The sequence below is a fragment of the Microbacterium sp. LWS13-1.2 genome (assembly GCF_040144835.1).
GTDB lineage: Bacteria > Actinomycetota > Actinomycetes > Actinomycetales > Microbacteriaceae > Microbacterium.
The window spans coordinates 340,043-352,739 of record NZ_CP151632.1; the positions used below are offsets into that span (position 1 = coordinate 340,043).

Here is a 12,697-nt window from a genome sequence, read left to right on the forward strand (position 1 = left end):
ACTACCATAACCATGGTCCGAGTCGGACTTGTTACGAGACCCGGTTCCGCGGTCCACGGGACTCGGAGGCACCTGCCGGGCAGGCGATCGTGAAGGAGGTCGAGCGGGCATGAGCGGCGACGTGCAGATCTATCTCGACCACGCCGCGACCGCACCGCTGCGTCCGGAGGCACGCGACGCGTGGCTCGATGTCGCTGCCGCGGTCGGCAACGCCTCGTCGATCCATGGCGCGGGCCAGCACGCACGCCGCGTGCTCGAAGAGGCGCGCGAGCGCCTGGCAGCGGTGATCGAGGCCGACCCGATCGAGATCGTCTTCACATCCGGTGGCACCGAGGCCGTGAACCTGGCGGTCAAGGGCCTGTGGTGGGCGCGTGCGGCCGATGCGGATGCCGTCGTGCTGCCGGACGGCGAACACCATGCCACTCTCGACGCGGTCGAATGGCTCGAGGCGCAGGGCGCACGTGTGCGGCACGTCGGCATCGACGCCACCGCCCGCATCCGACTCGCCGAGTTCTCCGCGGCGCTGCCGGGGGCCGCGGTCGCCACGGCCGTCGTCGCCAACAACGAGGCGGGGACGATCAACGACGCCGCGGCGCTGTCCGCCGCGGCTGCTGAGGCGGGCGTGGCGCTGCACCTCGATGCGGTCGCCGCGTTCGGGCACGTGCCGGTGTCCTTCCGCGGCTGGCGCAGCGACGCGCAGGGTCGTGCCGGGCTCGCGGCGCTCAGCGTCTCGGCTCACAAGATCGGCGGGCCGACGGGCGTCGGAGCGCTGGTGGTCGCCCGCGGCGCCGAACTGGCGCCGCTGCAGCACGGCGGCGGTCAGCAGCGGCGCCTGCGCGCCGGCACCCAGGACGTGGCTGGTGCGGCGGCCTTCGCCGTGGCTGCCGAAGCCGCGCGGGACGAGCGGGAAGCCGAGGCGGTGCGCCTCGGAGCGCTGCGGGATCGGCTCGTGAGCGGCATCCGTCGCAGCATCCCGGATGCCGAGATGCTCGGCCACCCCGTCGACCGGATCCCCGGCAATGCCCACGTGCTGTTCCCCGGCGCATCGGGGGAGACCCTGCTGTTCCTGCTCGACCTCGCCGGGATCGCGGTATCCACCGGGTCCGCGTGTCAGGCGGGAGTTCCCGAGCCGTCGCACGTCGTGCTCGCGATGGGACGGACGGATGCCGAGGCGCGCCAGGTGCTGCGGTTCACGCTCGGCCGCACCACTGTCGACGGCGACATCGACGCGGTGCTCGCCGCCCTTCCCAGTGTCGTCGAGCGGGCGCGCGCGGCATCCGGGTCCCGGTCAGCTCCGGGTTCGTAGACTGGACCTATGCGAATCCTTGCGGCCATGAGCGGCGGAGTGGACTCCGCTGTCGCGGCCGCCCGTGCCGTCGAGGCGGGGCACGAGGTCGTCGGCGTGCACCTGGCGCTCTCGCGCGCCGGCGGAACGCTGCGCACCGGCAGCCGCGGATGCTGCACCATCGAGGACGCCATGGATGCGCGGCGCGCGGCCGATCGGCTCGGCATCCCGTTCTACGTGTGGGACTTCTCCGAGCGCTTCCGCGACGACGTCATCGACGACTTCGTGGCCGAATACCGCGCCGGCCGGACGCCCAACCCGTGCATGCGGTGCAACGAGAAGATCAAGTTCGCCGCCCTGCTCGAGCGGGCGCTGGAGCTGGGATTCGACGCGGTGTGCACCGGTCACTACGCCACGCTCGTCGACGGGCCCGAAGGCCTCGAGCTGCACCGGGCCTCGGATGCGGCGAAGGACCAGTCCTACGTGCTCGGCGTGCTGAACGCGCAGCAGCTCGCCCACACCTACTTCCCGCTCGGGGCGACGCCGTCCAAGGCGCTCGTCCGGGCCGAGGCCGCGGAGCGCGGCCTCACCGTCGCGCACAAGCCCGACAGCCACGACATCTGCTTCATCCCGGACGGCGACACGCGCGGCTGGCTCGCCGACAAGGTAGGCGCCGAGCGCGGCGACATCCTGGATCGCACGGGGGCCGTCGTCGGTTCGCACGAAGGAGCTCACGCGTTCACGGTCGGCCAGCGCAGGGGCCTGCAGCTCGGCGTGCCCGCACCCGACGGCAAACCGCGGTTCGTGCTCGAGGTGCGCCCGGTCTCCAACACGGTGGTCGTCGGCCCCAAGGAGGCCCTCGCGACCGCGGAGATCGCCGGTGAGCGCTACTCGTGGGCCGGGCGTCCACAGGAGGCGGGCGACTTCGCGTGCCATGTGCAGATCCGCGCGCACGCCGATCCGGTGCCCGCGACCGCCACGCTGGCGGCCGGGCTGCTGACGGTGGTCCCCGAGACGCCCTTCGACGGCGTCGCCCCGGGGCAGACCGCGGTGCTGTACGACGGCACGCGGGTGATCGGCCAGTTCACCATCGACCGCACCGTGTCGGCGGTCCCCGCAGACGCATGAACGCACGCGGCGGCGGACGCCGCCGGCCGGCCGTGCGCGGCCCGTCGAGACTGCGTGCTGTCGGAGCCCGCTCCTAGACTGGCGTGGTGACGGATGACCTCGGTACGCCAGCCATCGCGCCGCTCGACGCGCCGACCGCCCTCGCTGCCGATGGGGGGCTGGCCGCCGATGCGGGTCTCGACGCCTCCCGAGCCGAGGCCGAGGCTCTGACCGAGCGCATCCTGGGCGCGCGCGACGCGTACTACGGCCGCAACGCCGAGCTCGTCGACGACGCGACGTACGACGGCTGGATGCACCGGCTTGAGGAGCTCGAGCGGCTCCATCCCGAGCTGCAGAGTCAGGACTCGCCGACGCAGACGATCGGCGCGGCCGAGAGCTCGATGTTCGCCCCTGTCGAGCACGCCGAGCGGATGCTGAGCCTCGACAACGTGTTCAGCCTCGACGAGCTGCGGGAGTGGTGTCTCAAGGCCGAGGCATCGGCCGGCCGGCGGGTGCGCTGGCTCACCGAGCTCAAGATCGACGGACTGGCGATCAGCCTGCGCTACGAGCATGGCGTGCTGACCTCCGCCGCCACCCGCGGCGACGGGCGGATCGGCGAGGACGTGACGGTGAACGCCATCCGCGTCGCCGGCATCCCCCAGCGACTGGACGGCAGCGGGCACCCCGAGATCGTCGAGGTCCGGGGCGAGGTGTTCATCCCCGTCGCCGCGTTCGCACAGCTCAACGCGCTTCAGGCCGCCATGCGCGATCGCGCCGTCGACGAGACCCGTGCGCGCAGCCGCGCGTTCGACGAGGCGAAGGCCCGGCTGAGCGCCGAGCGGCGGTTCCCCTCGTTCGCGAACCCGCGGAACGCGGCCTCGGGAGGCCTGCGTCAGCAGCTCGACAAGAAGGACGGCCTCGAGCGCGAGGCGGGGCAGGCACGTCTGGATTCCCTCCGGCTGTTCGTCCACGGCATCGGCGCGTGGAGCCGGCCCCCGGTCGACTCCCAGAGCGAGATCTACGCGCTGCTCGCGGACTGGGGACTGCCGACGAGCCCGTACTTCCGCACCGCCGACGACATCGACGGCGTGCTGGACTTCGTCGCCCACTACGGCGATCACCGTCATGACGTCGAGCACGAGATCGACGGCGTCGTCGTGAAGGTCGACGAGCTGGCGCTGCACGATGAGCTGGGCGCGACGAGTCGTGCTCCGCGGTGGGCGATCGCGTACAAGTACCCGCCGGAGCAGGTCAACACCAAGCTGCTCGACATCGTCGTCTCCGTCGGCCGCACCGGACGCGCGACGCCTTTCGCGGTCATGGCGCCCGCGCGCGTCGCGGGGTCCGTGGTGCGGCAGGCGACCCTGCACAATCAGGACGTCGTCCGCGCGAAGGGCGTGCTGATCGGCGACACCGTGGTGCTCCGCAAGGCGGGCGACGTCATCCCCGAGATCCTCGGTCCCGTCGTCGAGCTGCGCGACGGCACGGAGCGCGAGTTCGTGATGCCCGAGGTGTGCCCCGAGTGCGGCTCGCGACTGGCGCCGGCCAAGGAGGGCGACATCGATCTGCGCTGCCCGAACACGCGCGCCTGCCCGGCACAGGTGCGCGGCCGCGTCGAGCACATCGGCTCGCGAGGCGCGCTCGACATCGAGGCGCTGGGAGAGGTCACGGCGGCGGCGCTGACCCAGCCGTCGGTCCCGGACGTGCCGCCGCTCGAGACCGAGGCGACCCTGTTCGAGCTCACCGTCGAGCAGCTCGTGCCGATCGAGGTGGTCGTCCGCGACGCCGAGACCGGGGAGCCGCGCATCGACGAGAAGAGCGGCGCCGTCGTGCGGCGCTCGCCCTTCCGCCGAAACCCGACGCAGGCCGAGAAGAAGGCCGGGCTCACCGGTGCCCAGCCTTCGGCGCAGGCGCTGACGCTCATCGATCAGCTCGAGCGAGCGAAGACCAAGGAGCTGTGGCGGTTCCTGGTCGCCCTGAACATCCGGCACGTCGGTCCCGTCGCAGCCCGTGCTCTTGCGCAGTGGTTCGGCTCGGTCGACGCGATCCGTACCGCGTCGCGCGACGAGCTCGCCGGGGTCGAGGGCGTCGGCGGCATCATCGCCGACTCGCTCCTCGACTGGTTCGAGGTCGACTGGCACCGCGAGATCGTCGAGCGCTGGGCGGCAGCGGGCGCCCAGCTGGCCACACCGGGTCACCCCGGCCCGGGCGCCGCGACCGATGCCGGGGGAGTGCTCGACGGGATCACGGTCGTCGCGACCGGATCACTCGAGGGCTACAGTCGCGAGGGGGCCCAGGAGGCCATCCTCAAGGCCGGCGGCAAGGCGGCCTCGAGCGTGTCGAAGAAGACCGACTTCGTCGCCGCGGGCCCGGGAGCGGGATCCAAGCTCGCGAAGGCGGAGGAGCTCGGCATCCGGATCCTCGACGCCGCGCAGTTCCACGTCCTGGTCACGCAGGGGCCCGAGGCGCTCGACGGGGCTTCCGCCGACGCCGGCTGACCCGTGCGGTCGCGGCGCGCGACTGGGATGATGGCGGCATGGCGCAGTGGCTGTATCGCATCGCTCCCTCACGGCCCGCGATGGTGAGCGATCCGACTGCCGACGAGCAGCGGATCGTCGGGGATCACTTCGCGTACCTCGTCGCGTTGCGCGATCGCGGCGTCCTGATCCTCGCCGGGCGGACGCAAGAGGCGGAAGGCACGTTCGGCATCACCATCTTCGAGGCTGACGACGAAGCGGCGGCGCGCGAGATCATGCACGCCGACCCCGCCGTCGCGGCAGGCGTGTTCCTCGCGACGGTGCACCCGTACCGGGTCGCGGTGGCCCGCGACGGACTGGACGAGTGAGCGTCAGGCTCCCGCGTTCAAGGTGAGCAGGCGGTCGCGGACCTGCCTGCGCAGCACCTTGCCGATGAGGGACTTCGGAAGCTCGTCGACGACGTAGATCCTGCGGGGCACCTTGTACGGCGTCAGGATGCCGCGCGCGAACTCGCGCACGGCCTCGACATCGATCTCCTCACCCTGCCCGACGACGATCGCGGCGACGACCTCCTCGCCCGAGCGGTCGCTGGGCAGGCCGACGACCGCCGCGTCCTCGACCTGCGGATGCTGGCGCAGAGCGTTCTCGACCTCGGTCGGCGCGACGTTGAAGCCGCCCGTGATGATGAGCTCCTTGATCCGGTCGACGATGCGCACGAATCCCGCCTCGTCGATGGTGACGATGTCGCCCGTTCGGAACCAGCCGTCGGTGAACACCGCCTCCGTCTCCTCGGGCTTGCCGTAGTACCCGCCGAAGACCTGCGGGCCGCGCACGACGAGCTCGCCCCGCTCGCCCGCGGGCACGTCCTGCGTCGGGTCGTCGGGATCCACGACACGGCACTCGGTGCCGGGCAGCGGCAGCCCGACCGTGCCGGGCACGCGATTGTCGGCGACCGGGTTCGCCATGAGCACCGGCGAGCACTCGCTCAGCCCGTATCCCTCGACGAGGAAGCCGCCGGAAGCCGCTTCGAACGGTACGACGAGTTCGTGCGGCAGGGCCATCGCCCCGGAGATCGCGACCTCTGTGCCGACGAGAGACACTCCCTTCTCGCGCGCGGCCTTGAGCAGCCGATCTGCGATGGGCGGCACCAGCGGCAGGAAGGTCGCGGGATGCTTCTTGGTGACCTCCAGCACCATGTCGGGGTCGAAGCGGGGGAACAGCACCAGCCGCGCGCCCATCGACATCGCGAACGTGAGGCACAGCGTGAGCCCGTATGCGTGGAACATCGGCAGCACGGCGTAGACCACGCAGCCGTCGCCGCGCACGATCGACGGGACCCATGCCCGCGCCTGCGCGGCGTTGGAGAGCAGATTGCGGTGCGTCAGCGCCGCGCCCTTGGGTGTGCCCGTGGTTCCGCTCGTGTACTGGATGAGGGCCAGGTCATCCGTCCCGGGGCGCGGGTGGGATGCCGGCAGCGGGGCGCTGCCCACGACCTGCTCCCACGCGACCGTGCCCGACACGCGCGCGCTCAGCGCCTCCCGCGACTCGCGCGCCTTCGCGACGGGCAGCCGGAGCGCGACCCGCGTGCCGAACGGCATGGCCTTGATCACGTCGACGGAGACGAGGCTGGTCACGGCCAGGTCCGCGGGGAACTCCTGCACACTGGCCACGACCTTGGTCCACACGATCGCGTGCTTCGCACCATGATCCTCGAACTGCTTGCGGAGCTCACGCGGCGTGTACAGCGGGTTGTGCTCGATGACGACCGCCCCGAGTCGCAGGATCGCGTAGAACGCGACGATGTGCTGCGGGCAGTTCGGCAGGACGATCGCGACGGGGTCGCCCGCCTTCACGCCGAGTTCTCGTAGCCCCGCGGCCGCGCGCTCGATCTGCTCGTGCAGCGAGCGGTAGGACGTCTCGCGCCCGAAGAACTGCAGGGCAACGGCATCCGGATAGTCGCGCGCCGACGCGTCGACGATGTCGACGAGGGAGCCTGTCACGGGCGCGAGGTCCTCCGGGACGCCTTCGGCGTAGCTGGCGATCCAGGGGCGCGGCGGGTCGTAGGTCGTCACGCGATCAGCCTACGCCGGGACCGCCGTGGGCCAGGGGCGCGGCCCCGGTAGGCTGGAGGGGTGTCTGAAATCACCCCCGATCTCGTGCGCCATCTCGGTGTGCTCGCCCGGATCCAGCTGAGCGACGAGGAGGTCGAGCGCCTGACCGGTCAGCTCGACGCGATCGTCGACAACATCGCCAAGGTCTCCGAGGTCGCCACACCCGACGTCGCCGCCACCAGCCACCCGATCCCGCTCGAGAACGTGTTCCGGCAGGACGTTCCGGGAGACCTGCTGACGCCCGCGCAGGTGCTGCAGAACGCGCCCGATGCCGCAGACGGCCGGTTCCGCGTGACAGCGATCCTCGGCGAAGAGCAGTAAGGGGCCCCGCGTGACCGATCTCACGAAGCTGAGCGCTGCCGCGCTCGCAGACAAGCTCGCCGCCCGCGAGGTGTCCAGCGTCGAGGCGACGCAGGCGCACCTCGACCGTATCGCGGCGGTGGATGCCGACGTCCACGCCTTCCTCCACGTCAACGAGCACGCGCTCGGCGCGGCGGCCGACATCGACCGCCGCCGTGCGGCCGGTGAGGACCTCGGCCCGCTCGCCGGCGTGCCGCTCGCCATCAAGGACGTCCTGGTGACGACGGACATGCCGTCGACGAGCGGCTCGAAGATCCTCGAGGGCTACATGTCGCCCTACGACGCGACCGTCGTCGCGCGTTCCCGCGCGGCCGGCCTCGTCCCGCTCGGCAAGACCAACATGGACGAGTTCGCCATGGGATCGTCGACCGAGCATTCGGCGTACGGTCCGACCCGCAACCCGTGGGATCTCACCCGCATCCCCGGCGGCTCGGGCGGCGGCTCGGCGGCCGCGGTCGCCGCGTTCGAGGCGCCCCTCGCGCTCGGATCCGACACTGGCGGCTCGATCCGCCAGCCCGCGCACGTGACCGGGACGGTGGGCATCAAGCCCACCTACGGCGGCGTCAGCCGCTACGGCGCGATCGCTCTCGCCTCGAGCCTCGACCAGGTCGGTCCCGTGACGCGCACCGTGCTCGACGCCGGGCTGCTGCACGACGTGATCGGCGGGCACGACCCGCACGACTCGACCTCGCTCGCCCACGACTGGCCGTCGTTCGCCGGCGCCGCCCGCGAAGGCGTCACCGGTCAGGTGCTCAAGGGCCTCAAGGTGGGCGTGATCCGCGAGCTGCCCGACAGCGGCTTCCAGGCCGGCGTGTCGGAGTCGTTCCGCGCCGCGCTGGCGGCGATGGAGGCACAGGGCGCCGAGATCGTCGAGATCAGCGCACCGCACTTCGAGTACGGCGTCGCGGCGTACTACCTGGTCCTCCCGGCGGAGGCATCCAGCAACCTCGCGAAGTTCGACTCCGTGCGCTTCGGCCTGCGTGTCGACGTGCCGGGCGGCACCGTCGAGGACGTCATGGCGAAGACCCGCGACGCCGGCTTCGGCGACGAGGTGAAGCGCCGCATCATCCTGGGCACCTACGCGCTGTCGGCGGGGTACTACGACGCCTATTACGGTTCGGCTCAGAAGGTGCGCACCCTCATCCAGCGCGATTTCGCCGAGGCGTTCGCGCAGGTCGACGTCATCGCGACGCCGTCGGCGCCGACCACGGCGTTCCGGCTGGGGGAGAAGATCGACGACCCGCTGCAGATGTACCTCAACGACGTGACGACGATCCCGGCGAACCTCGCCGGTGTCCCGGGCATCTCGATCCCTTCGGGGCTCGCATCCGAGGACGGTCTTCCCGTCGGCATCCAGTTCCTCGCGCCGGCGCACGAGGACGCGCGGCTGTACCGCGTGGGTGCGGCGCTCGAAGCCCTGCTCGTCGACTCGTGGGGCGGACAGCTCCTGGACAGGGCGCCGGTGCTCGGCGCGAACGGAGGCGTCCGCTGATGGCGAAGGACAAGCTGATGGACTTCGACAAGGCGCTCGAGCTGTTCGAGCCGGTGCTCGGGTTCGAAGTGCACGTCGAGCTGAATACCGAGACCAAAATGTTCTCGGCGGCAGCGAACCCCGCGAACTCCGCGAACCACAGTGCCGAGCCGAACACGCTCGTGGCACCGGTCGACATGGGCCTACCGGGCGCGCTCCCGGTGGTCAACGAGACCGCGGTGCGCTACTCGATCAGCCTGGGTCTCGCACTCGGCTGCTCGATCGCCCCGTCGAGCCGGTTCGCCCGGAAGAACTACTTCTATCCCGACCTCGGCAAGAACTACCAGATCTCGCAGTACGACGAGCCGATCGCCTTCGAGGGATCCGTCGACATCGAGCTCGCCGACGGCGAGATCATCACGGTGCCCATCGAGCGTGCGCACATGGAAGAGGACGCCGGCAAGCTGACGCACGTCGGCGGCTCCACCGGCCGCATCCAGGGCGCTGAGTACTCGCTCGTCGACTACAACCGTGCGGGTGTCCCGCTCGTCGAGATCGTCACCAAGCCGATCTTCGGGGCGGAGCACCGTGCCCCCGAGATCGCGAGGGCCTACGTCGCGACGATCCGCGACATCGTGATCTCGCTGGGTATCTCGGAGGCGCGCATGGAGCGCGGCAACCTCCGCTGTGACGCGAACGTCTCATTGCGCCCCCGCGGCCAGGAGAAGCTCGGCACGCGCACCGAGACGAAGAACGTCAACTCGATGCGGTCGGTGGAGCGCGCCGTGCGCTACGAGATCCAGCGCCAGGCCGCGATCCTCGCGGCGGGCGGCACGATCACCCAGGAGACCCGGCACTGGCACGAGGACACCGGCACCACGTCGCCCGGTCGTCCGAAGTCGGATGCCGATGATTACCGCTACTTCCCGGAGCCCGACCTGCTTCCGGTCGCGCCTCCGGTCGAGCTGATCGAAGAGCTCCGCGCGGCGCTTCCCGAACCGCCTGCCGCACGCCGTCGTCGCCTGAAGACCGAGTGGGGCTTCACCGACCTCGAGTTCCAGGACGCGGCGAACAGCGGCATCCTGCCCGAGATCGAGGCGACTGTCGCAGCCGGCGCGTCGCCGGCGACCGCTCGCAAGTGGTGGACCGGCGAGATCGCCCGCATCGCCAAGGTGCAGGGGCGTGAGGCGTCCGAGCTGGCGACTCCCGCCGACGTCGCTGCGCTCCAGGCGCTCGTCGATGCCGGCACGCTCACCGACAAGCTCGCGCGCCAGGTGCTCGAGGGCGTCATCGCCGGCGAGGGCTCCCCGCAGGATGTCGTCGATGCCCGAGGGCTCGCCGTGGTCTCGGACGACGGCGCCCTCATCGCAGCGATTGACGAGGCGCTCGCCTCGCAGCCCGACGTGCTCGCGAAGATCCGCGACGGCAAGGTGCAGGCGGCGGGGGCGGTCATCGGCGCCGTCATGAAGGCGATGAAGGGACAGGCGGATGCCGCACGCGTGCGTGAGCTGGTCCTCGAACGTGCGAGTGCGACCGGCTCGTAGACGCTGATCCGGGTGCATGCACCCGGATCAGACCTGAGAGGGCGGACCCAGGCGGGTCCGCCCTCTCGTGTCGATGTCGGCGGCTGCTGCGAGAATGAACGACATGGGGCGTGGTGACGGATCCGGGCGTCTCGTCTCGCCCGAGAACGCCGACGACACCGGCGCCGGCATCCTACATGTCGACATGGATGCGTTCTACGCGTCGGTCGAGCAACTCGACGACCCGTCGCTGCGGGGCAAGGCGATCATCATCGGCGCCCCCGAGAGCCGGTCCGTCGTGTCCAGCGCCTCGTATGAGGCGCGTCGCTTCGGCGTGCGATCGGCGATGCCGGTCGGCCAGGCGCTCCGGCTGTGCCCGACGGCGATCGTCGTCCCTCCCCATTTCGAGCGGTACGTCGAGATGTCGTCGCAGGTGATGCGGATCTTCCGCGACGTCACGCCGCTCGTCGAGCCGCTGTCGATCGACGAGGCGTTCCTCGACGTTCGCGGGGCGCGCCGGCTGTGGGGGAGCCCCGGGCGGATCGCGCACATGCTCCGCCAGCGAGTGCTCGATGAGACGGGGCTCACCTGCAGCATCGGAGCCGCCGCGACGAAGCACGTCGCGAAGATGGCCTCCACCATCAGCAAGCCCGACGGGCTCCTCATCATCGCGGAGGCCGACACGGCGGCGTTCCTCGCCCCGAGGTCGGTGCGCGCGCTGTGGGGCGTCGGTCCGAAGGCCTCGGAGGCGCTCGAGAACCGTGGCATCCGCACCATCGCCGACGTGCTCGAGGCGCCTCGAGATCTCCTCGATCGTGCGCTGGGCCCAGCGATGGGCGACCGCGTGTGGCATTTGGCGCGAGGCATCGATGCCCGCGAGGTGGACACCCGCCGCGTCGAGAAGAGCGTGGGCCACGAGGAGACGTTCCACGACGACATCGCAGACACGGCGATCCTGCGTTCCGAGCTGCGCCGTCTGGCCGACCGGGTGGGCGCGCGGCTGCGTGGCAACGGCTGGGAGGCGTCGACCGTGGCGATCAAGGTGCGCTTCGCCGACTTCACGACGATCTCCCGCTCCCAGACGCTCATGGAGCCGACGGCCGTGGGCCAGCGGATCGGGGACGCCGCCCTCGAGCTCTTCGGCTCGCTCGAGCGCGCGCTCCCCGTGCGGCTGATCGGCGTCCGCGCGGAGAAGCTGCGCGCCTCCGGCGCCGCCGCGCCGACGCTGTGGGACGACGACGAGGGATGGCGGCGCATCGAGGATGCTCTCGACGGGGCGACGGTGAAGTTCGGCCGTGGTGCCGTCACACGCGCCACGCTGCTCGGCACGCGCGGCGGCGGCACCATCCCGACGAGTCCGCCCGCGCCGCGCCTGGACCAGGGCTGACGCCGCCGATATCGGTTCGGCACGCCGAGACCGCTTGTGTTGTCGCAGCGGGTGTGCCGGGACGCCTGGGCCCGCTACCGTTGACCCATGCCCAACATCGCACTCGAACTCGGCAAGCAGTCCGCGTCTTTCGGCGTGAAGAGCGCATACGGGGAGCAGCAGGACGTCGACGGCGTCCGCATCATCCCGGTCGCACTGACGTGGTCGGGCTTCGGCGGCGGCTCCGACGAGGCCGGCAACGGCGGCGGCGGAGGGGGCGGCTGGGCGATCCCGGTCGGCGCCTACATCCGCCGTGGGGACGACCTTCGCTTCGAGCCGAACCTCATCGCGCTGCTGGCCGTCGCGGTCCCGTTCGTCTTCTTCGCCGGCCGCGCGCTCAGCCGTGTCATCCGCACCATCAAGAAGTAGCACGGACGCGGTCGGCAACTCGCTCGCGATCGCGGTCGACCGGATCAACGAGGCGATCGCGGCGGTATCGGCATCCAATCCCGTCGTCCTCATCGACGGTCGCAGCGGTGCCGGCAAGTCCTCGCTGGCACGCGCGCTCGTGGCTCGGTGGCCGCTGCGAGGGCGTGTGCAGGTCGTCGCGCTGGATTCGCTGTACCCGGGCTGGGACGGTCTGGACGACGGCGTCGAGCTGGCGCGGGAGCTGATCCTGACACCCCATGCGCGAGGTCTCTTGGGCGTCTGGCAGCGCTGGGACTGGACCGTCGGAGAGCCGGCTGAGGCGCACGCGGTCGATCCGTCGCTGCCGCTCATCGTCGAGGGTGCTGGACTGCTGACGCCGGCGACAGCACGGCTCGGTGACGTGCGGGTGTGGCTCGAATCGCCCGCGGCGTCACGCAAGCAGCGTGCGCTCGCCCGCGACGGCGACGCCTACCGTCCGCACTGGGATCGCTGGGCGCGCCAGGAGCAGCGGCACGTCGCACGCGATGATCCCATGCGCCTGGCCACCCTCGTCTTCCCCGTGCCCTGA

The 12,697-nt window shown here is 71.2% G+C and carries 11 protein-coding genes; 10 read left to right on the forward strand and 1 reads right to left on the reverse strand.

The features are described from left to right. Nucleotides 1–121: 121 nt before the first annotated feature. The 4 genes from MRBLWS13_RS01615 to MRBLWS13_RS01630 all read left to right on the forward strand — a co-directional run bounded on the left by MRBLWS13_RS01615 (nucleotide 122) and on the right by MRBLWS13_RS01630 (nucleotide 5,237). A complete protein-coding gene (locus tag MRBLWS13_RS01615) occupies nucleotides 122–1,306 on the forward strand; it encodes a cysteine desulfurase family protein (protein ID WP_349428957.1) in 1,185 nt (394 codons plus the stop codon). 9 nt (nucleotides 1,307–1,315) lie between these two features. Further along, nucleotides 1,316–2,413, forward strand: coding sequence for a tRNA 2-thiouridine(34) synthase MnmA (mnmA, locus tag MRBLWS13_RS01620; protein ID WP_349427350.1), 1,098 nt, complete (start codon nucleotides 1,316–1,318; stop codon nucleotides 2,411–2,413). Between the two features lie 158 nt (nucleotides 2,414–2,571). Continuing rightward, nucleotides 2,572–4,890 carry an NAD-dependent DNA ligase LigA gene (ligA, locus tag MRBLWS13_RS01625; protein ID WP_349428958.1) on the forward strand — a complete coding sequence of 773 codons (2,319 nt, stop codon included), beginning with the start codon at nucleotides 2,572–2,574 and terminating at the stop codon, nucleotides 4,888–4,890. A gap of 38 nt (nucleotides 4,891–4,928) precedes the next feature. Then, nucleotides 4,929–5,237 (forward strand): YciI family protein, encoded by a 309-nt coding sequence (locus MRBLWS13_RS01630; RefSeq protein ID WP_349427351.1) that lies wholly within the window; start codon nucleotides 4,929–4,931, stop codon nucleotides 5,235–5,237. Between the two features lie 3 nt (nucleotides 5,238–5,240). Here the strand turns inward: MRBLWS13_RS01630 and MRBLWS13_RS01635 are convergent, their stop codons facing one another. Beyond that, on the reverse strand, nucleotides 5,241–6,941 hold the full coding sequence (locus MRBLWS13_RS01635; RefSeq protein ID WP_349427352.1) for a long-chain-fatty-acid--CoA ligase: 1,701 nt from the start codon (nucleotides 6,939–6,941) through the stop codon (nucleotides 5,241–5,243). A gap of 60 nt (nucleotides 6,942–7,001) precedes the next feature. Here MRBLWS13_RS01635 and gatC point away from each other — a divergent pair, with 60 nt between their 5' ends. From gatC to MRBLWS13_RS01665, 6 genes are all read left to right on the forward strand, one after another. Beyond that, complete coding sequence (gene gatC, locus MRBLWS13_RS01640; protein WP_349427353.1) at nucleotides 7,002–7,301, forward strand: Asp-tRNA(Asn)/Glu-tRNA(Gln) amidotransferase subunit GatC; 300 nt, start codon at nucleotides 7,002–7,004, stop codon at nucleotides 7,299–7,301. A 10-nt stretch (nucleotides 7,302–7,311) separates the two neighbouring features. After that, complete coding sequence (gatA, locus tag MRBLWS13_RS01645) at nucleotides 7,312–8,832, forward strand: Asp-tRNA(Asn)/Glu-tRNA(Gln) amidotransferase subunit GatA (RefSeq protein WP_349427354.1); 1,521 nt, start codon at nucleotides 7,312–7,314, stop codon at nucleotides 8,830–8,832. After that, nucleotides 8,832–10,355: an Asp-tRNA(Asn)/Glu-tRNA(Gln) amidotransferase subunit GatB gene (gene gatB, locus MRBLWS13_RS01650; RefSeq protein ID WP_349427355.1), complete on the forward strand. Its 1,524-nt coding sequence runs from the start codon at nucleotides 8,832–8,834 to the stop codon at nucleotides 10,353–10,355. The genes gatA and gatB overlap by 1 nt, the downstream gene beginning before the upstream one ends. A 103-nt stretch (nucleotides 10,356–10,458) precedes the next feature. Then, nucleotides 10,459–11,721 (forward strand): DNA polymerase IV, encoded by a 1,263-nt coding sequence (locus MRBLWS13_RS01655; protein ID WP_349427356.1) that lies wholly within the window; start codon nucleotides 10,459–10,461, stop codon nucleotides 11,719–11,721. An 87-nt stretch (nucleotides 11,722–11,808) separates the two neighbouring features. Next, nucleotides 11,809–12,129 carry a hypothetical protein gene (locus tag MRBLWS13_RS01660; protein WP_349427357.1) on the forward strand — a complete coding sequence of 107 codons (321 nt, stop codon included), beginning with the start codon at nucleotides 11,809–11,811 and terminating at the stop codon, nucleotides 12,127–12,129. After that, on the forward strand, nucleotides 12,104–12,697 hold the full coding sequence (locus MRBLWS13_RS01665) for a hypothetical protein (RefSeq protein ID WP_349427358.1): 594 nt from the start codon (nucleotides 12,104–12,106) through the stop codon (nucleotides 12,695–12,697). The genes MRBLWS13_RS01660 and MRBLWS13_RS01665 overlap by 26 nt, the downstream gene beginning before the upstream one ends.